General features: G+C 37.2%; 17 protein-coding genes. 15 read left to right on the top strand and 2 right to left on the bottom strand.

The features are described from left to right. Nucleotides 1-144: 144 nt before the first annotated feature. The 8 genes from M948_RS37360 to pyrE are packed head-to-tail and all read left to right on the top strand — an operon-like array spanning nucleotide 145 to nucleotide 9,566. Complete coding sequence (locus M948_RS37360) at nucleotides 145-1,074, top strand: aspartate carbamoyltransferase catalytic subunit (RefSeq protein WP_021291648.1); 930 nt, start codon at nucleotides 145-147, stop codon at nucleotides 1,072-1,074. Further along, nucleotides 1,028-2,311 carry a dihydroorotase gene (locus M948_RS37355; protein ID WP_021291647.1) on the top strand — a complete coding sequence of 428 codons (1,284 nt, stop codon included), beginning with the start codon at nucleotides 1,028-1,030 and terminating at the stop codon, nucleotides 2,309-2,311. Before M948_RS37360 ends, M948_RS37355 begins: the two co-directional genes overlap by 47 nt. Continuing rightward, on the top strand, nucleotides 2,308-3,399 hold the full coding sequence (locus M948_RS37350; RefSeq protein ID WP_021291646.1) for a carbamoyl phosphate synthase small subunit: 1,092 nt from the start codon (nucleotides 2,308-2,310) through the stop codon (nucleotides 3,397-3,399). Before M948_RS37355 ends, M948_RS37350 begins: the two co-directional genes overlap by 4 nt. Continuing rightward, a complete protein-coding gene (gene carB / locus M948_RS37345) occupies nucleotides 3,392-6,592 on the top strand; it encodes a carbamoyl-phosphate synthase large subunit (RefSeq protein WP_021291645.1) in 3,201 nt (1,066 codons plus the stop codon). The genes M948_RS37350 and carB overlap by 8 nt, the downstream gene beginning before the upstream one ends. Further along, complete coding sequence (locus M948_RS37340; RefSeq protein WP_021291644.1) at nucleotides 6,589-7,347, top strand: dihydroorotate dehydrogenase electron transfer subunit; 759 nt, start codon at nucleotides 6,589-6,591, stop codon at nucleotides 7,345-7,347. Before carB ends, M948_RS37340 begins: the two co-directional genes overlap by 4 nt. After that, nucleotides 7,344-8,252 (top strand): dihydroorotate dehydrogenase, encoded by a 909-nt coding sequence (locus M948_RS37335; protein WP_021291643.1) that lies wholly within the window; start codon nucleotides 7,344-7,346, stop codon nucleotides 8,250-8,252. Before M948_RS37340 ends, M948_RS37335 begins: the two co-directional genes overlap by 4 nt. Then, nucleotides 8,252-8,956 (top strand): orotidine-5'-phosphate decarboxylase, encoded by a 705-nt coding sequence (pyrF, locus tag M948_RS37330; protein WP_021291642.1) that lies wholly within the window; start codon nucleotides 8,252-8,254, stop codon nucleotides 8,954-8,956. The genes M948_RS37335 and pyrF overlap by 1 nt, the downstream gene beginning before the upstream one ends. Next, a complete protein-coding gene (gene pyrE, locus M948_RS37325; protein WP_021291641.1) occupies nucleotides 8,949-9,566 on the top strand; it encodes an orotate phosphoribosyltransferase in 618 nt (205 codons plus the stop codon). Before pyrF ends, pyrE begins: the two co-directional genes overlap by 8 nt. A gap of 53 nt (nucleotides 9,567-9,619) precedes the next feature. On the opposite strand, the gene M948_RS37320 is transcribed toward pyrE, so the two are convergent. Then, the gene (locus tag M948_RS37320; RefSeq protein ID WP_021291640.1) at nucleotides 9,620-10,387 is read right to left on the bottom strand and encodes a class I SAM-dependent methyltransferase; all 768 of its coding nucleotides are present in this window, start codon (nucleotides 10,385-10,387) and stop codon (nucleotides 9,620-9,622) included. Nucleotides 10,388-10,548: 161 nt separating this feature from the next. On the opposite strand from M948_RS37320, the gene M948_RS37315 reads away from it, so the two are divergent. Both M948_RS37315 and M948_RS37310 read left to right on the top strand, forming a co-directional pair. Further along, the gene (locus M948_RS37315; protein ID WP_021291639.1) at nucleotides 10,549-11,409 is read left to right on the top strand and encodes a LysR family transcriptional regulator; all 861 of its coding nucleotides are present in this window, start codon (nucleotides 10,549-10,551) and stop codon (nucleotides 11,407-11,409) included. 69 nt (nucleotides 11,410-11,478) lie between these two features. Next, the gene (locus tag M948_RS37310; protein ID WP_021291638.1) at nucleotides 11,479-11,898 is read left to right on the top strand and encodes an organic hydroperoxide resistance protein; all 420 of its coding nucleotides are present in this window, start codon (nucleotides 11,479-11,481) and stop codon (nucleotides 11,896-11,898) included. Between the two features lie 36 nt (nucleotides 11,899-11,934). Here M948_RS37310 and M948_RS37305 read toward each other — a convergent pair whose 3' ends face one another. After that, on the bottom strand, nucleotides 11,935-13,650 hold the full coding sequence (locus M948_RS37305; RefSeq protein WP_021291637.1) for an Rqc2 family fibronectin-binding protein: 1,716 nt from the start codon (nucleotides 13,648-13,650) through the stop codon (nucleotides 11,935-11,937). Nucleotides 13,651-13,771: 121 nt separating this feature from the next. Between M948_RS37305 and M948_RS37300 the strand changes: the two genes are divergently transcribed. The 5 genes from M948_RS37300 (at nucleotide 13,772) to rpoZ (ending at nucleotide 18,644) form a co-directional block, all read left to right on the top strand. After that, nucleotides 13,772-16,426: a calcium-translocating P-type ATPase, SERCA-type gene (locus M948_RS37300; protein WP_021291636.1), complete on the top strand. Its 2,655-nt coding sequence runs from the start codon at nucleotides 13,772-13,774 to the stop codon at nucleotides 16,424-16,426. 164 nt (nucleotides 16,427-16,590) lie between these two features. Then, nucleotides 16,591-17,475 carry a YicC/YloC family endoribonuclease gene (locus M948_RS37295; RefSeq protein WP_021291635.1) on the top strand — a complete coding sequence of 295 codons (885 nt, stop codon included), beginning with the start codon at nucleotides 16,591-16,593 and terminating at the stop codon, nucleotides 17,473-17,475. A 73-nt stretch (nucleotides 17,476-17,548) separates the two neighbouring features. Next, entirely contained in the window at nucleotides 17,549-17,812 is a 264-nt protein-coding gene (remA, locus tag M948_RS37290) for an extracellular matrix/biofilm regulator RemA (protein ID WP_021291634.1), read from the top strand. Nucleotides 17,813-17,823: 11 nt separating this feature from the next. Further along, nucleotides 17,824-18,441 (top strand): guanylate kinase, encoded by a 618-nt coding sequence (gmk, locus tag M948_RS37285; RefSeq protein WP_021291633.1) that lies wholly within the window; start codon nucleotides 17,824-17,826, stop codon nucleotides 18,439-18,441. Continuing rightward, the gene (rpoZ, locus tag M948_RS37280; RefSeq protein WP_021291632.1) at nucleotides 18,441-18,644 is read left to right on the top strand and encodes a DNA-directed RNA polymerase subunit omega; all 204 of its coding nucleotides are present in this window, start codon (nucleotides 18,441-18,443) and stop codon (nucleotides 18,642-18,644) included. Before gmk ends, rpoZ begins: the two co-directional genes overlap by 1 nt. The last annotated feature ends 88 nt before the right edge of the window (nucleotides 18,645-18,732 follow it).

Raw genomic sequence — 18,732 nt, 5'->3', positions numbered from 1 at the left:
CCAGACATACGTGTATCGTTTTACATGTATACCTCTTTGCGACCTTTAGGCAAAGAGGTTTTTTTATGGATTTATATCTTACAATCATTTGCACGTTTCTTTTACAACATCAGTTAGTCAAAATTATTCACTTAAGGAGGATCTATGCGACATTTCTTTTCTGTAAATCAGTTAGATGAAGTTGAAATTATGGAGATATTACGTATGGCAGAACAATTGCAGCAAAAGCAGTGTGCAATTGAACAGCAGAGGTTTGCTGCGAATTTATTCTTTGAACCTAGTACCAGGACAAAAATGAGTTTTTTGGTAGCTGAACGTAAATTAGGAATGGAAGTACTTGATTTTCATCAAGAAACCTCTAGTACGCAAAAGGGGGAATCATTATATGATACGGCAAAAACCTTTCAAGCTATTGGAGCTAACCTATTAGTAATTCGTCATCCGGCGGATGATTGGTTTCATGAACTAAAAGATCAACTCTCCATTCCGATTATCAATGCTGGTGCAGGTAAAGAAGAACATCCGACTCAGTGTATGCTTGATCTATTAACGATCTATCAAGAATTCCAACAATTCAATGGAATTAATGTTGTTATCTCAGGTGATATCTTGCATAGTCGGGTTGCAAAATCAAACGCTCAAACTTTAAAAAGACTGGGAGCAAACGTATATTTATCCACTGTTGATGGTTGTAAGGATGAAACGCTTGATTTTCCTTATATAACCATGGATGAAGCTGTAGAGATCTGCGATGTTTTAATGCTATTAAGAATTCAACATGAGAGACATCAAGAAGTCGCCATAGATCAAAGTAGTTATTTAAGGAAATTTGGTTTAACGAAAGAAAGGGAAAGAAATATGAATCCTAGTGCTATTCTTCTACACCCAGCTCCAATTAACCGAGGGGTAGAAATAGATTCGGATCTCGTAGAATGTGAACGTTCTAGAATATTTAAACAAATGAATAATGGTGTATATATACGTATGGCTATTATCACAAAACTATTACGAGCATGGGGGATATCGTATGAAGCAAATACTCAAAAACGTGAAAAAGTTGTCATCAACGGGTGATTTTGAAGCATGTGAATTATTCATAGATGGTAAGTACATCTCAAAGGTAGATACAAAGATTTCAGAACCGGCTGATCAAATAATTGATGGCAACGGACATCTTCTTGTTCCAGGATTTATCGACGTACATGTTCATTTACGTGAACCTGGAGGGGAGCATAAGGAAACAATTCGAACAGGCACCATGGCAGCAGCAAAGGGTGGCTATACAACCATTTGTGCAATGCCAAACACCAATCCAGTTCCAGGTACTAACGATACGATAGAAAGTTTATTCAGGAAAATTGAAACAAATGCACATATTCGAGTATTGCCTTATGCAGCAATCACGAAAAATTTGCAGGGAAAAGAATTAACAGATATGGAGGAATTATCGAGAAAAAATATAATTGCCTTTACAGATGATGGAGTTGGGGTTCAAACAGCTGATCAAATGCTTCAGGCTATGAAGCTAGCAAAAGCAGGGAATAAAGCAATTGTGGCCCATTGTGAGGATAATTCCATAGTTTATGAAGGGGTCCTGCATCACGGCGAAGTAAGTGAGCGGATGCAAATGCCTGGGATACCTTCTTTGAGTGAATCTGTCCAAATTGCTAGGGATGTCTTATTAGCAGAAGCAACTGGTTGCCATTATCATGTATGTCATGTTAGTACGAAAGAATCTGTCAGGGTTATACGAGATGCCAAACGAGCAGGGATTCATGTATCAGCAGAAGTTACACCACATCATTTAATACTGAATGAAACGGCGATACAGACAGATGATGCAAATTATAAAATGAATCCGCCTTTACGTGCAAAAGAGGATCAGCAAGCATTACTGGAAGGATTATTAGATGGCACCATTGATTTTATTGCGACAGATCATGCGCCACATGCAACAAATGAGAAAGAACAGGGGTTTTTAAAAGCACCCTTTGGTATCGTTGGACTGGAAAATGCTTTTTCATTGCTTTATACACATCTTGTTCAACCAGGTAAGATAACGCTTCAACAACTTATTAATTGGATGACGGTAAAACCTGCAGAAACATTCCAATTGCCATATGGCAAGATGGAAGCTGGCTGCATAGCCGATCTAACTTTGATTGATTTGCATGCAACTGCTTCAATTAATAAGCATGACTTTTATTCAAAAGGAAAAAATACACCTTTCCATCAATGGGAAGTAACTGGATTGCCAGTGTTAACGATGACAGAAGGTAATATTGTTTATGAAGGGGAGCTGATCGGATGAAAAGACAACTCGTATTAGAAGATGGCACCGTGTTTGTTGGCAATAGTTTTGGAAGTGAAAAAGAGACCGTTGGTGAATTAGTATTCAATACTGGAATGACTGGCTACCAAGAAATCATTACAGACCCTTCTTATTGTGGGCAGATTGTCATGATGACCTATCCGTTATCAGGTAATTACGGTATTAATCGGGATGATTTTGAAACAGTTACCCCATTTATACATGGATTTATTGTTAAAGAAGTAGCAGAACATCCTTCTAATTTCCGTAATGAAGAAACACTTGATCACTATTTGCGAGCAAATGACATTCCTGGTATTTATGGAATTGATACACGCCAGTTAACAAAAATTATTCGAAGATATGGAACGATGAAGGCAAAGATCGTGGATGCTGCTATCCCTGCTAAGGAAGTAGTAAATCAGCTAAATGAAAGTAAATTAGCTACAAATCAAGTATCCCAAACTTCAACCATTAAACCATATGTAGTTCCTGGAAGGGGAAAACGAGTGGTCGTTGTTGATTGCGGTATGAAGCATGGGATTTTGCGAGAACTAACCAAGCGAGATTGTCACATCACGGTTGTTCCCTATAACTACAGCGCAGAAAATATGTTGCGGTTAAAAGCGGATGGTATCATGCTGACAAACGGACCAGGAGATCCAAAGGATGTCCCAGAAACGATTGAAATGATTAAGCAAGTGTTAGGGAAAGTACCGATCTTTGGTATTTGTTTAGGCCATCAACTATTAGCACTGGCTTGTGGTGCAGATACGGAAAAGATGAAGTTTGGTCATCGTGGTTCGAATCATCCAGTAAAAGATCTTCAGACAGATCGAACCTATATTACGTCACAAAATCATAGTTATGCTGTAAAACAAGCTTCATTATCAGGAACAGAGCTAAAATTAACTCAAATAGCTTTGAATGATCATACCGTTGAAGGAATTGAACACGCAAGATATCCTGCATTTTCTGTACAGTATCATCCAGAGAGTTCACCGGGGCCTGAAGATACCAGTCATTTATTTGATTCATTTTTAACAATGATGGAACAGGGGAAAAAGGAGGAAGTAGTCTATGCCTAAAAACACAAACATAAATAAAATATTAGTAATTGGTTCAGGGCCTATTGTCATAGGACAGGCAGCAGAGTTTGACTACTCAGGGACACAAGCATGTCAAGCACTTAAGGAAGAAGGATATACGGTAATATTGGCAAATTCAAATCCAGCTACAATTATGACAGATCATACCGTAGCGGATAAGGTATATATGGAACCATTGACAGTAGAATTTCTAACAAAAATAATTCGTACCGAGCAGCCGGATGCTTTGTTACCTACACTTGGTGGACAGACAGGGCTAAATCTCGCTGTCGCTTTAAATAATACAGGTATATTACAAGAATACCATGTCGAATTATTAGGAACTTCTTTAGAAGCTATTCAAAAAGCAGAGGATAGGGAAAAGTTTAGAAATTTAATGAATGAATTAAATGAACCCGTTCCAGCAAGTCAAATTATCAATACGGTGGATCAAGCCTGTAATTTTGCCGATTCCATTGGTTATCCAGTAATTGTTCGACCAGCCTATACACTTGGTGGAACTGGCGGCGGAATGTGTAACAACGAAACCGAACTAAGAGAGATTGCCCGTAATGGCTTGTCACTATCTCCTGTTACTCAATGCTTAATAGAGAAGAATATTGCTGGATATAAAGAGATTGAATATGAAGTTATGCGAGATAAGAATGATCAAGCTATTGTTGTTTGTAACATGGAGAATATTGATCCTGTAGGTATTCATACAGGAGATTCGATGGTTGTTGCTCCTTCCCAAACATTAAGTGACCGAGAATATCAATTATTACGAAATGCGTCGTTAAAAATTATTCGAGCACTGGAAATTGAAGGAGGATGCAATGTTCAACTTGCAATCGATCCAGATAGCTTCCAATATTACATTATTGAAGTAAATCCTAGAGTAAGCAGGTCGTCAGCACTTGCCTCAAAGGCAACAGGTTATCCAATTGCTAAAATGGCAGCAAAGATTGCTATTGGTCTAACCCTAGATGAAATAATCAATCCGATTACTGGCAAAACATACGCTTGCTTCGAGCCTGCGCTTGATTATGTTGTAACTAAAATACCTCGCTTCCCGTTTGATAAATTTACTGCAGGAGATCGCAATTTAGGAACGCAAATGAAGGCAACGGGAGAGGTAATGGCAATTGGACGAAATTTTGAGGAATCTTTATTAAAAGGGATTCGATCTCTTGATATAGGAACGGATCAACTATGGATTAGTAGTTTACAAGATGTCAATAATTCAATTCTGTTCGAGCGAATGCAAAAAGCAGATGATGAGCGGATCTTTGTTTTAGCAGAAGCTTTACGACGAAATATATCCGTGGAACGTATTTTTGAACATACGAAAATTGACCGCTTCTTCTTAATGAAGTTAAAGAAACTAATCGATATGGAAGAGCAGCTGAAATATAATAAGCAGGATAGTGAAATTGCCTTAGCTGCTAAGCGACTGGGATTTTCAGATGCACATATTGCCCGACTTTGGGAACAGTCAGAAGATGCTGTTTACAACTATCGAATTAATAACGATATTTCTCCCGTTTATAAAATGGTAGATACATGTGCAGCAGAATTCGAATCCGAAACACCTTATTTTTATAGTACGTATGAATCTGAAAATGAATCCATCCCGTCTAGCCGAAAAAAAGTTCTTGTCCTTGGCTCAGGTCCAATCCGTATTGGCCAGGGAATTGAATTTGATTATGCTACTGTTCACTCTGTATTAGCAATTAAAGAAATGGGCTATGAAGCAATTATTATGAATAATAACCCAGAAACTGTCTCTACTGATTTTAGCATCTCTGATAAGTTATACTTCGAACCCTTAACATTGGAAGATGTTATGCATGTTATTGACTTAGAAGATCCAGTAGGTGTCATTGTTCAATTTGGTGGTCAAACTGCTATTAATTTAGCAGCTGGGCTGGAACGTCGTGGTGTTAAAATTTTAGGCACCAATTTAGAGGCGATTGATCGGGCTGAAGATCGTGACAAGTTTGAAGTGCTGGTTGATGACTTACAATTGTTACGACCAGATGGCAAGACGGTTTTGAATATGCGAAAAGCGAGAGAAGTAGCAGATTCAATTGGTTATCCCGTTCTTGTTCGACCTTCCTATGTTATTGGTGGAAGTCGAATGGAGATTGTTTATAACGAGGATGAATTGGAAACGTATCTTGCTAAAACAAATCACGTGTCCGATGCGCATCCAATTTTAATCGATAAATATATCACTGGTATGGAAGTAGAAGTAGATGCTATTAGTGATGGTGAGACAGTAATTATTCCTGGAATTATGGAGCATATTGAGCGGGCAGGAGTTCATTCAGGCGATTCCATTGCTGTATATCCGCCACAGCGAATAAGTAAAGTAGTCAAGCAAAAATGTTTAGAAGCTGCGACACGTATTGCTCATGCGTTACAGGTCAAAGGACTTATTAATATCCAGTTTATTGTTTGTGATCAAGAAGTATATGTACTAGAGGTGAATCCTAGAGCAAGTAGAACGATTCCATTTTTAAGTAAAATTACTGGAGTAACAATGGCAAATATAGCTACAAAATGTATACTTGGGCAAAAATTAAGTGATCTAGGGTATACTACTGGCATTCTTCCTGAAGATAATCAAGTTTCTGTTAAAGTTCCAGTATTTTCATTTGAAAAATTACGAAGTGTAGACACCATTTTGGGACCGGAAATGAAATCTACCGGAGAAGCCATTGGCTATGATAAGACATTAGAAAAAGCATTATACAAAGGGTTAATTGCATCAGGCATTAAACTGCCGCAAGAAGGAGCGGTTCTATTAACAGTTGCCGATAAAGATAAGGAAGAAATGCTTGGTAATGCAGCAAGATTCCATCAATTAGGCTTCCAGTTATACGCTACAGAAGGAACGGCAGCATATATAAGGGATGCTGGAATACCAGTAACCAAAGTTGAAAAAATTGGAGCTGCAGAACCAAATGTACTGTCCATTATTGAAAATGGTGATGTACAGTATGTTATTAATACATTGACTTCCGGTCAGCAGCCGCGGTCGGATGGCTTCCGTATTCGTAGAGAGTCCGTAGAACACGGGATTGCTTGCTTAACTAACTTAGACACAGCGAATGCAATCCTAAATGTAATTGATTCCATGACGTTTCAAGCTAAACCAATGGTGGATAAAGAGGTAGCCAGCTTATGATGCGAAAAGAAAACATGATCATTAAACACACTAGAATAATCGCATTAGATACAATAGAAATGGTGTTAGAAAATGAATATATAAGTCAGAATGCTGTTCCGGGACAATTTTTACATCTTCTACTAACAGGACATATGTTAAGGCGGCCAATATCAATTGCACAAGTGAATAAACAAGAAAATACGGTGACAATTCTTTTTAAAGTTGTCGGTGAAGGAACAAGGACATTAGCTTCAAATTCCATAGGAAGCACAATTAATGCATTAGGACCAAGCGGAAATGGGTTTCCGCTTGAACCTAATGCTCATTCAACAGCACTTATTATAGGTGGTGGTATTGGTATACCTCCACTCTATTATCTGGCCAATGAGTTAACGAAAAAAAAGATTAATATTGTATCCGTGTTAGGTTTTCAATCCAAAGATTATGTTTTCTATGAGAATAAATTCAAGCAGCTAGGTCGCTCAATAATTGTAACAAATGATGGATCTTACGGGGAAAAAGGGTTTGTAACTAACGTGCTGGATCAGATCGGAGCATTTGATTGTTTTTATTCGTGTGGACCTTTACCGATGTTAAAAGCTATAACGACACAACTCAAGGACATACCTGGATATATCTCTTTGGAAGAACGAATGGGATGTGGTGTAGGTGCTTGCTTTGCTTGTGTTATCCCTGCAGTTCCATCTGGAGGTTATAAAAAGATATGTCATGATGGACCTGTCTTCCATACGAAGGAGGTACAGTTATCGTGAGTTTAGCAGTAGAACTACCAGGTCTATCATTAAAAAATCCAATCATGCCTGCCTCTGGATGTTTTGGATTCGGTAGAGAATATAGCGAATTCTATGATTTAAATAGATTAGGTGCGATTATTATGAAAGCTGCCACCAAACAAGCTCGATTCGGAAATCAAACTCCCCGAGTCGCGGAAACTGCTGCTGGTATGTTAAATGCTATTGGTTTGCAGAATCCAGGGGTAGATAAAATTATAGAAAACGAACTACCATTTCTAGCAAACTATGCTACTCCGATAATTGCGAACATTGCTGGCAGCACATTAGAAGAATACAAAGAGGTAGCATCAGCGTTTAATGCAGTAAAGGAAGTGGCAGCCTTAGAATTAAATATCTCTTGTCCAAACGTAAAAGAAGGTGGTATTCAGTTTGGTACAGATCCAGAAATGGCTGCAAAGGTAACCAACGTTGTAAAGGAGTCAAGTAATTTACCGGTCTATGTAAAGCTTTCCCCAAATGTAGTAGATATCGTAGCCATGGCTAAAGCTGTGGAGCAAGCAGGAGCGGATGGTTTATCTATGATTAATACGGTAACTGGGATGCAAATTCACTTACCATCAAAACAACCATTACTTGCTAATCAAACGGGAGGGTTGTCTGGACCCGCTATTAAGCCAATAGCCATTCGAATGATTTATGAAGTCAAACAATGCGTTAGCCTTCCAATTATAGGAATGGGAGGTATTACTACTGCAATAGATGTTCTCGAATTTTTACTGGCAGGGGCTAGTGCTGTAGCTGTTGGAACAGCAAACTTTCAAAATCCGTTTGCTTGTACAGAGATCATTGAAGAATTACCAAATACATTGCAAACATATGGTTTTGCATCGGTGAAAGATGCAATTGGAGAGGGGATTAAATGATGAACATACCTATTTTTCTTGCACTGGATTTCCCAGATCTGGATAGAACAAATATGTTTCTAGAGCAAAATAATTTGCAGGGAGTACCTGTAAAGGTAGGCATGGAATTATTTTATCGAGAAGGCCCAAAGATCATTGAAAAGTTAAAAGAAAAAAATCATCCTATATTTCTTGATTTAAAACTTCATGATATCCCCACCACGGTAAATCGTGCGATGCAGAATATTGCCAAACTAGAAATAGAGATGGTTAATGTTCATGCATTAGGTGGCAGTGAGATGATTTTACAAGCAAAAGAAGGGTTATTAAAAGGCAATCCCAATCATGATACAAAGTTATTGGCTGTTACTATATTGACTTCTATGAATAAAACAATCATGAATGATCAGATGTTAATTCCTGGAGACATTCAAGCGAATGTGATGTATTATTCACAGTTTGCTAAGCAAAACGGTGCAGATGGAGTAGTCTGTTCTGTTCATGAAGCAGCTAAAGTAAAAGAAGTATGTAGTCAATCCTTTTTAACAGTTACACCTGGCATTCGTTTGTCCCAATCTAGTAAGAATGACCAAAAACGGATTGCTACCCCTTCTTTTGCTCGAAAAAATGCAGCAGATTATCTTGTGGTTGGTAGAAGTATAACCAAAGCTGATAACCCCTATGAGGCATATCAGCAATTAAAAAGGGAGTGGGAGAATGAATAAGTATCATGACATTACCCGTGAGTTACTTCGTATTCAAGCAGTGCAAATAAAAACAAAAGGATATTTCACGTGGACCTCAGGTATTCAATCTCCTATCTACTGTGATAACCGATTGACAATGTCTTATCCTGATGTACGCCAAAAAATTACCGCTTCCTTTATTCAATTAATGGAGGAGCGGCAACTAACCCCCGATATTATTGCCGGATGTGCTACTGCGGGGATCCCCCATGCAGCATGGTTAGCACAAGAACTAAACCTACCGATGATCTATGTTCGTTCAAAACCGAAAGGTCATGGCAAAGGGAATCAAATCGAAGGAGAGCTGGCAGAAGGAAAGAAAGTACTTGTAATTGAAGATCTTATTTCTACAGGAGGATCATCAATAGAAGCAGCTGAAGCAATTGAACATGCGGGAGGCACAATAAGTGCGGTATTTTCCATTTTCACTTATGGACTTAAAAAAGCAACAGATGCCTTCTTGGAATCAGGTTTTTCCCAATATAGCCTTACAGGATTTGATCAATTAATTGAAGATTTGAGAATAAACCGTGAGATTAATGAACAAGAAGCCGTAGAATTATTAACATGGAGAAATAAATTAGCATAACAACCACATTTCTTGGAGATATTCTTTCTCTGAGAAATGTGGTTGTTACTATGTTATAGCAGTTTTTGAGCAACGACCATCCATTCGTCGATCGTGAATTGTTGGATCTTTCCATTGGCTTGCTTGAATTCAAAGTAGGACTGGATTTCTTGATCTGCCTTTAACATATACTGATGCACTTTTTCTTTAGCTGGAAATTGATGTAATGTTCGATTTATCCAATTAGTATAATTTAATTTTTTCTTACGATATTCTTGTTGAATAACTGTTAAATGATTCTCTTTAAACAAGTGATTCCATTCATTCACGGACAAGCAACGTACATGACTATAATCCCGCATTTTCTCCAATCGATTCAAAAAGGATGCATATCGGGGTACTTCAGGAACGGTATTATCAATAAATAGAAATTTACCATTTGGTTTTAAAACACGATTCACCTCTTGAATAAACTGTTCTGGATGTGGAAAATGATGTGCAGCTATACGGCAGGTTACCATATCGAATGTAAGATCTAAAAAAGGGAGATTCTCTGCATCAGCAATAACATATTTAATATTCGCATATGCTTGTAGATGTTGTCTGGTATTTTCTAGCATCGCTTTTGTTATATCCGTTGCGAAAACTTCTCTAACAGATGGTGCAAGACGTTTTGCAGCATGCCCTCCGCCTGTAGCAATATCAAGTACCGCCATTGTCGGATCTGGATCTAACCAGCTTTCCATTTTTAATAAATCATCCCCATATGCATGGGTTGAGCTTGTAACATAGGCATGCTTGTTCTTTGAGAAAACTCGTTTCACATTGTCTTTTTCGTTCATTTTCCATCTCTCCTAAAAAAATATGTGCTTTATCACATGCACACACCCCTTGGATAAAGAACATCTTTATTACTATTAGTTTATGTAATATAATGCAATAAGTAAAATATTAAATTATAATCATGATAGATAATTAAAAATTATCAAAAGGGATGGTGAATATGAAAATTGATGATTATGAACTTCTGTTAAAGCTTAGCGAAATCGGAACAATACGAGGAACAGCTAAGGCAGTACTTATTTCTCAGCCTGCAGTAACACAACGCTTAAAGTATATTGAAGAATATTTTGGGCATCAGGTGTTTATTCGAACGCCTAAACGATTACTACCTACACCAGAAGGAGAAATTGTTCTCAAACATGCAAAAGAAGTAATTGATGGTGAAAGGTCTCTAAAGAATCAATTGGCCCAATCCAGTGAAGATGTTCAGGGGACCCTGTCTATTGCATGTTCATCGCTGATTAGTCAGCGTTTTCTGCCAGCTATACTGGGGAACTTCACTGCACTTTATCCGAAAGTAGCCATCGATTTAGTTACTGGAATTAGTGAAGATATTAAGCGAGATCACAAAAACTATCATGTTTGTATTATTCGTGGGGAAAAATTAAAAGAAAGTACGTGTATTCAACTTTTTGATGATCCACTTTACATATTTGATACGGAACCTTTTCCACATGATTCTTTAAAAGAAAGACCGCTTATTTCGTTTAGTACAGATGATAGTATGCATGAGCTTGTCGATAATTGGTTATATGCCCATCAGGATAAGATGAAACCAGTAAAGACCATTACAGTTGATCAAATCGAAACATGTAAACAATTTATGAAACAAGGTTTAGGCATGGCCGTACTTCCTGAAAGTGTGTCTGATACCATGCGCGAAGAGTACCCTAATCTGCCTTTAACTTTGAATAACCAAGTTGTTTCTCGTCATACTTGGGTTTGTTTTCAAGAAGGGGTTCGAGCGTTACCGCAAGTAGATCATTTTATTGATAAACTAGTAGAACTATTATCGACTTGAAAAGGGATGTTTAAAATATCGCTAGAAAAGGTATACCATTATTAGATTAGAAAAAGGGAGTGTTAGATCATGAAAGATGTTATTTTTACATCAAATGCAACAGCAAAAAACGGTCGAGATGGACATGTTAAATCTGACGATGGATTAATTGATTTAAAACTAGTAAACCCAGCGAATAATAAAGAAGATAAAGGTTCTAATCCGGAACAGCTATTTGCTGCAGCTTATTCTGCTTGTTTTGATGGAGCTTTAAATTTGGTAGCATCAAAAGTGAAAAAAAACATCGACTCAGAGACGACTGCGGCAGTCAGCTTTTTAAAAGACCCTGAAGATAATGGATTTAAAATCAGTGTAGAGCTAACGATTAAAATAAAAGGTGTCGAGCAATCAGAAGCAGAAGAGCTTGCTGACAAAGCACATCAAGCTTGTCCATATTCAAAGGCGACGAGAGGGAATATTAAGGTTCAATTGAATCCACAGGCAGTATAGTTTGTAAACAAAGAAGGATGATCCAGTTATCATGGATCATCCTTCTTTTATTTTTAATTTCGTAACGAGTGCTTCACTTGGAGTAACAAAAACCGTTTTTTGATTATCATACGTAACATATCCTGGTTTTGCTCCGTTTGGTTTTTTCACATGACGAATTTTTGTGAAATCGACCGGTACTGTTGAAGAATGACGGGATTTACTAAAATAGGCTGCTAAAATAGCTGCTTCCTGAATGGTTTCTTCACTTGGATCTTTAGTCCGAATAACAACATGTGAGCCAGGAATATCTTTTGTATGAAGCCAGATATCATCACGTGCTGCTAATTTCATTGTTAAATATTCATTCTGTTTATTGTTTTTGCCGACTAGCAGCTCTGTACCATCTGATGACCGGTATTTTTCTAGTGTTGGTTTTGACGGTTTTTTCTTCGCCTTCTTTTGTTTGGTTTGTTTCTTTAAATATCCTTCTTCACGAAGCTCTTCACGAATTTCTTCAATATCCGCCATGCTGGCAGCATCAATTTGCTGAATTAGTTGCTCCAGATAAGCGATTTCTTCTTTTGTTTTAATAATCTCTTTCGAAACGATTTGTTCTGACGTTTTCAGTTTTTGATAGGTTTTATAGTAGCTTTGTGCATTCTCACTTGGAGATTTATTGGGATTTAACTCGATATTCAGTTCAGACTGGTTTGGATCATAATAGTCGATTACTTTTACTTGTTTATCCCCAGGCGAGATAAGATGCATATGCGCCGTTAATAATTCCCCTATTTTTTGATAGTGTTCCTTGTTTTCTGCTTTTTTAATGGTCTGTTCATGTTTTTTTAATTTACGCTTATTTTTGTCTTTCTCATTTTTTAAAAATCGATAAAGGTCTTTCGCTTGTTGTTTAACACGATCCCGTTCAGCTTTTCCTGTATAGTAGTCATCTAACATTTTGTTGGTGGAAGCATATGTGATCACTTCCCCGGGACATGAATGTATGGGTATGACATGAAATTCTTCTTTTTTGTCTATATATATAGCTGGTGTGTACTCGGATTGAAGTAACTGCGTTTGTACCGTGTTAAAAACTTGTTTATACGTATTAGCTGAACCAAGATTGGCGCGACTCACTAGTTCTTTAGCGATAAATGGTGAAAAGCCGATAAGATTTTGGACAATTTGTGTATCTAACTTACCAGCATTAAAGTCTAATCGCTTGATAAATTGTTCTTCATTGATATGAAGTGGATTTAACTTATCTGGTTGTGGGGGCATTTGATATGGATGTCCAGGTAATATGGTGCGATGCCGGTTTTGGGCCATAGAAATATGTTTCAAACTATCTATAATGTGATTTTGTTCGGCATCAACTAACATAATATTACTGTGCTTTCCCATTAATTCAATCACTAATTTTTTAGTTGTCAAATCACCAATTTCATTTCTTGTCTTTATCGTGAAAGAGACAATTCGCTCCAATTTGTACTGTTCTATATCTTCAATGATTGCTCCTGAGAGATGCTTTCTCAACACCATACAAAACATTGGCGGCTCTTTCGGATTATCGAAACTAGCAGCTGTTAAATGAAATCTCGCATAAGAAGGATGAATGGATAATAACAAGTTTACATTGTTACCTCTACTTCTTACTGTAAACAACAACTCTGTATTGGTGGGCTGATATATTTTAGTTATTTTTCCAGGAATAATGTCTTTATTCAATTCCTCTGTTACTGCGTGTGTAACGATACCGTCAAATGGCATAAAATCACCTCAAGCGCAATTATAGCATTTTTTGGGACAAGTCTGCATATATATCCATTAAAGACATGAAAAACATCGAAACTAACATAGAAACAAGCGCTATGATTTGGAGGAATGAGGAATGAATTGGTATCAATTGGATGTAGAAAACGTAGAACAAAAATTACATGTTACAGCGAATCGTGGGTTAAATGATAGACAGGTAGAAAAGAGACGGAAACAATACGGAACCAATGCATTAGAAGCTCAGAAAAAGGTACCGAAGTGGCTAATCTTTTTGAAACAATTTCAAGATTTTATGGTACTTGTTTTATTAGCGGCTACATTAGTTGCTGGGCTGCTTGGTGAATATATTGATGCGATTGCCATTATGGTAATTGTACTTGTTAATGGTTGTATCGGTTTTTTCCAAGAACAAAAAGCGGAGAAATCGTTAGATAAATTAAAAGAACTATCTGCTCCAATGGCTCATGTTTTACGTAATGAAAAATGGAGTAAGATTCCTTCACAGCATGTAGTTGTTGGAGATGTGGTTCGAATTTCCAGTGGAGACCGGATTCCTGCAGATGTTCGTATCGTTAAATCAAATAGTTTAGAAACAGAGGAGTCTGCTCTAACTGGGGAATCTTTACCCGTTATGAAACACGCCACTGCGATTAGGAAAGATAAGCTAGATGCACAAGACCAAGTTAATATGGGATTTATGGGGACATTGGTTACAAGAGGAACAGGAGTAGGCATAGTTGTTGGTACGGGAATGAATACAGTAATGGGACAAATCGCTTCTTTGATGGGAAACACAAAGAAAATATTAACACCATTGGAGCGGAAATTATCGGAATTAGGTAAGATATTAATTGTTGTTGCGTTATTATTAACAGCGCTCGTGGTAGTCTTAGGCGTATTACAAGGTCACCCAGTGTATACCATGTTTTTAGCAGGTGTATCATTAGCTGTTGCAGCTATTCCAGAAGGATTACCAGCTATTGTTACAGTGGCCCTATCTCTGGGTGTTCAACGGATGATACGTAAAAAAGCGATTGTAAGAAAACTGTCTGCAGTAGAAACACTTGGATGTGCTTCGGTTATTTGTTCAGATAAAACAGGAACGATGACGGAAAATCAAATGACAGTAAAAGAACTGTATTTAAATGAAAAACAAATCTATGTAACTGGTGATGGGTATGATATACGTGGTGATTATTTCATCGATAAACAAAAGGTAGATCATACATTTCCGAATATGCAATCGATGCTTTTATATGGCATGCTTTGTAACCAGGCGTCGCTCATAGTAAAAAAAGGGAAATATTTTATTGATGGTGATCCAACTGATGGTGCTTTACTTGTCGCTGCACGAAAAATCGGGCTAACTGTTTCAGATGAGGAATCGTATAAAGTAATAAAGGAGTTTCCGTTCGATTCAGAAAGAAAGCGGATGAGTGTGGTGCTTGAGGATTCTAATGACCGACGATTTTTAGTAACAAAAGGTGCACCTGATGTTTTATTGCCTCGATCCTCGTTTCATATGAATGAAAGTGGAAGGCAGTTATTAAAAACAACCGATCAACGTAACATTGAACATGCCATCGATCATATGGCGGCTAAAGCGCTGCGAACATTAGCCATTGCTGTTAAACCATTATCTAAACAAGATGACTTGGAATCATCCATGTTAGAGAAAGATCTAACGTTTATTGGTCTATATGGAATGATAGATCCTCCAAGAAAAGAAGTGAAAAAGGCCATTGCTGAATGCCGAAATGCAGGTATTAAAACAGTAATGATTACTGGTGATCATGTAAAGACTGCTCGCGCAATTGCGCAGAGTCTTGATTTACTGCCCAATCATGGACAAGTGTTAGAGGGGTATCAAATAAATGAAATGTCAGATACGGAATTAGAAGATATAATTGAAGACTCGTACGTTTTTGCTCGAGTGACACCTGAACATAAATTACGTATTGTTCATGCTTTCCAAGAGAAAGGCCATGTTGTAGCCATGACAGGAGATGGGGTTAATGACGCTCCGGCTATTAAAGCTAGTAATATAGGTGTGAGCATGGGAATGGGTGGTACAGATGTAACCAAAGAAGCATCGTCACTTATTCTTATGGATGACAATTTTGCTACAATTAAATCAGCTATTCAAGAAGGACGTAATATATATGAAAATATTAGGAAATTTATCCGTTATTTGCTAGCATCCAACGTTGGAGAGATATTGGTAATGTTGTTTGCCATGATGCTTTCGTTACCACTCCCACTAGTTCCCGTCCAAATTCTCTGGGTGAATCTTGTAACAGATGGATTACCGGCAATGGCACTAGGACTGGATAAACCAGAAGGAAATGTGATGACACGTCGACCAAGAAGTTTACAAGAGGGTGTGTTCGCAAGAGGGCTTGGTTATAAGATTATTAGTAGAGGAATTCTAATAGGGATAGTGACGTTAATAGGCTTTATGACTACGTATCAAAATGATCCAGAAAATTTAATTTATGCGCAAACAATTGCCTTTACAACCCTAGTGATGGCTCAGCTGATTCACGTGTTCGATTGTCGAAGTGAAAATTCTATTTTTTCACGAAATCCGTTTGAAAACCTTTATCTCGTATTTGCGGTACTTTCATCGCTATTACTTTTACTAATTGTAATCTATTGGGAGCCATTACAACCTGTCTTCCATACAACTTCCTTAAGTATTAGAGATTGGATGTATATTGGTGTATTAAGTGCCTTACCAACCGTGCTATTTGGATTCACTAAAAAATAAAATAACAAAATATCATCTACTAATTTTTGACCTGCCTCTATTTGAAAGGGCAGGTTCTTTCATTTAAATAACATTATTTTATAATCGAAAATAACGGAAAATGTAAACATAACACTTTTCAAATTGTATTCCATCCGCTTATAATTAGATGTGGAGTGATTTTAATGGCCTTTAGTATGACTGGATATGGAAGAAGTAGTATTTCATTTGAACAAACAAATATTACGGTAGAGATGAGAAGTGTTAATCATCGATTCTTAGATGTTAGTGTGAAATTACCACCTTCTTTTTTATTTATGGAAGATAAAGTGAAGAAAATGGTACAGTCTTTATTTCATAGAGGAAAAATGGAAGTGTTTATTCGTATTGAGGGAAATGACCTTATTCAAAGGCGTCTAACAACAGATTGGAATCTTGTTGACCAATATATGAATGAAATGAAGCGAATGAAACAACATTACGATCTCAATGATCATGATATTCCCCCAACGATTATTACAGCGCTTCCCGAAGTGTTTACAGTACAGGAAGAAGAAACACAATCCGATCATCTTAAAAAGGAAATACTAGCTGTTGTTAAAGATGCATGTCATCAGATAGTTGAAATGCGCCAAAGTGAAGGTGCGTACTTAATTACTGATTTGCAACATCGACTACATACGATGGAAGCTACGATCGATAAAATTAAAATGAGGCGATCTGTAGTGATTCAAGAATATCGTGAACGGATAAAAAATAGAGTAGAACAGCATTTAACAGATGAAATAGACTTGGATAATTCTAGAATCCATCAAGAAATCGTGCTTCTAGCTGAAAAAGGAGATATTTCTGAAGAAGTAACTCGGTTATTCAGTCATATTTCTCATTTTAAACGTACGATGGTATTAGAGGGTGCCATTGGCAGAAGACTAGATTTTATTGCTCAGGAGATGCATCGAGAAGCAAATACAATCGGTTCAAAATCAATGGATGGGATGATAAGTGAGCATACAGTAGCATTAAAGAGTGAAATTGAAAAATTAAAAGAACAAGTACAAAATATCGAATAATATTTGAGTTTTGGGTCCTATTTTACGTATAATGATACTAGAATAGAGAGTAAGAATATACGGAGGGTTCATTTTGAGTTTACGATTAATTAATATTGGTTTTGGAAATGTTGTTTCAGCAAATCGAGTAATTTCCATAGTTTCTCCGGAATCAGCTCCTATCAAACGAATTATTACGGTAGCAAGGGATAATAATAAGTTGGTAGACGCTACATATGGAAGAAGAACAAGAGCCGTTATTATTACAGATAGCGACCATGTCGTGTTATCAGCTGTTCAACCTGAAACGGTAGGGCAGCGTGTATTAAGTCATGAGGAAGTATCGGACGAAAATTAGGAGGAAATGTTTTGATAGAAGAAAAAGGAATCCTTTTTATTCTTTCCGGGCCTTCCGGTGTTGGAAAGGGAACAGTTAGAAAAGCACTTTTTAGTCGGGATACGGATTTAAAATACTCAATTTCGATGACTACTCGTCAGCAAAGGCCTGGTGAAAAAGATGGCGTAGATTATTTCTATAAAACAAAAGAAGCATTTGAAGCGTTGATTGAGCAGAATCAACTACTAGAATACGCAAAATATGTCAATAATTATTATGGCACGCCTCGTAATTATGTGGAAGAAACATTAGCGGCAGGTCATGATGTGTTTTTGGAAATCGAAGTCCAAGGTGCACTTCAGGTAAAGGAAAATTTTCCTGAAGGTGTTTTTATCTTTCTGTTTCCCCCAAGTTTGGAAGAGTTAAAGAATCGCATCGTCCATCGAGGCACGGAGTCCGCGGAGCTTGTACTAAATCGATTAAAAGAAGCGAGAAAAGAAATAGAAATGATGGATGCTTATGATTATGTTGTAGTAAATGACCATGTAGATCTTGCTGTTGAAAAAATACAATCGATTATACAAAGTGAACATTTAAAGCGTGAAAGAATAGCAAAACAATATAAACAATTATTGGAGGATGAATTGTAATGTTAGAACCGTCTATTGATTTACTGCAGACTAAAATTAATTCAAAATATACACTTGTAACCTTATCGGCCAAGCGTGCAAGACAGATTAGTGAAACAAAAAAGGTATTGGTTGATAATCCTAAGTCGCATAAGTATGTGGGCATGGCACTTGAGGAAGTGTATGCAGAAAAGCTTTATTTAGAAGAGGAGTTATCAATATAGCCGGTCATAAACAAGTACCCTCGCGATGTATAAGCGAGGGTTTTTTCTTCTACTTTTAGTTTGTGTTATAACTATTAATAGAGAAAAC

The organism is Virgibacillus sp. CM-4 (assembly GCF_000445495.1).
GTDB classification, from domain to species: Bacteria; Bacillota; Bacilli; order Bacillales; family Amphibacillaceae; genus Virgibacillus; species Virgibacillus salexigens.
The sequence above is the reverse complement of the archived record's forward strand: the minus strand, read 5'-3'. Positions and strand labels throughout refer to the sequence as shown.

What these genes read in the sequence shown, in the direction of transcription:
- M948_RS37360 (WP_021291648.1), top strand. Translation starts at nt 145, where the DNA reads ATGCGACATTTCTTTTCTGTAAATCAGTTAGATGAAGTTGAAATTATG.
- M948_RS37355 (WP_021291647.1), top strand. Translation starts at nt 1,028, where the DNA reads ATGAAGCAAATACTCAAAAACGTGAAAAAGTTGTCATCAACGGGTGAT.
- M948_RS37350 (WP_021291646.1), top strand. Translation starts at nt 2,308, where the DNA reads ATGAAAAGACAACTCGTATTAGAAGATGGCACCGTGTTTGTTGGCAAT.
- carB (WP_021291645.1), top strand. Translation starts at nt 3,392, where the DNA reads ATGCCTAAAAACACAAACATAAATAAAATATTAGTAATTGGTTCAGGG.
- M948_RS37340 (WP_021291644.1), top strand. Translation starts at nt 6,589, where the DNA reads ATGATGCGAAAAGAAAACATGATCATTAAACACACTAGAATAATCGCA.
- pyrF (WP_021291642.1), top strand. Translation starts at nt 8,252, where the DNA reads ATGAACATACCTATTTTTCTTGCACTGGATTTCCCAGATCTGGATAGA.
- pyrE (WP_021291641.1), top strand. Translation starts at nt 8,949, where the DNA reads ATGAATAAGTATCATGACATTACCCGTGAGTTACTTCGTATTCAAGCA.
- M948_RS37320 (WP_021291640.1), bottom strand. Translation starts at nt 10,387, where the DNA reads ATGAACGAAAAAGACAATGTGAAACGAGTTTTCTCAAAGAACAAGCAT.
- M948_RS37315 (WP_021291639.1), top strand. Translation starts at nt 10,549, where the DNA reads ATGAAAATTGATGATTATGAACTTCTGTTAAAGCTTAGCGAAATCGGA.
- M948_RS37310 (WP_021291638.1), top strand. Translation starts at nt 11,479, where the DNA reads ATGAAAGATGTTATTTTTACATCAAATGCAACAGCAAAAAACGGTCGA.
- M948_RS37305 (WP_021291637.1), bottom strand. Translation starts at nt 13,650, where the DNA reads ATGCCATTTGACGGTATCGTTACACACGCAGTAACAGAGGAATTGAAT.
- M948_RS37300 (WP_021291636.1), top strand. Translation starts at nt 13,772, where the DNA reads ATGAATTGGTATCAATTGGATGTAGAAAACGTAGAACAAAAATTACAT.
- M948_RS37295 (WP_021291635.1), top strand. Translation starts at nt 16,591, where the DNA reads ATGGCCTTTAGTATGACTGGATATGGAAGAAGTAGTATTTCATTTGAA.
- rpoZ (WP_021291632.1), top strand. Translation starts at nt 18,441, where the DNA reads ATGTTAGAACCGTCTATTGATTTACTGCAGACTAAAATTAATTCAAAA.